The following is a 400-nucleotide window of genomic DNA, read 5'->3' as shown; positions in this document are numbered from 1 at the left end:
CGGCCATCGAGAACTGCCGTACCGCCGCGCTGGGCGGTGACGTCGAGGCCTGCGACGACTGCGGGCACTGGCGGGTCGCCTACAACTCGTGCCGCAACCGACACTGCCCCAAGTGCCAAGGCGCCGCCGCGCGCACCTAGCTGGCCGCGCGCGGGGCCGACCTGTTGCCAGGCGGCTACTTCCACGTCGTGTTCACCCTGCCTAACGAGATCGCAGACATCGCCTTCCAGAACAAGGCGGTGGTCTATGACCTGCTGTTCCGCACAGCCGCGGACACGATGCTGATCATCGCCGCCGATCCCAAGCACCTTGGCGCGCGGATCGGCATCACCGCCGTGCTGCACACCTGGGGATCGGCACTGACCCACCATCCGCACGTGCACATGATCGTGCCTGGCGG

1 pseudogene is annotated in these 400 nt (G+C 68.0%); it reads left to right on the top strand.

From position 1 onward, the window contains the following. Positions 1 to 400: pseudogene (locus LH128_RS30620) on the top strand (IS91 family transposase); the annotation flags it as partial.

The organism is Sphingomonas sp. LH128 (genome assembly GCF_000293195.2).
Taxonomy (GTDB): domain Bacteria; phylum Pseudomonadota; class Alphaproteobacteria; order Sphingomonadales; family Sphingomonadaceae; genus Novosphingobium; species Novosphingobium resinovorum_A.
This window is presented reverse-complemented; position numbering and strand designations above follow the sequence as displayed.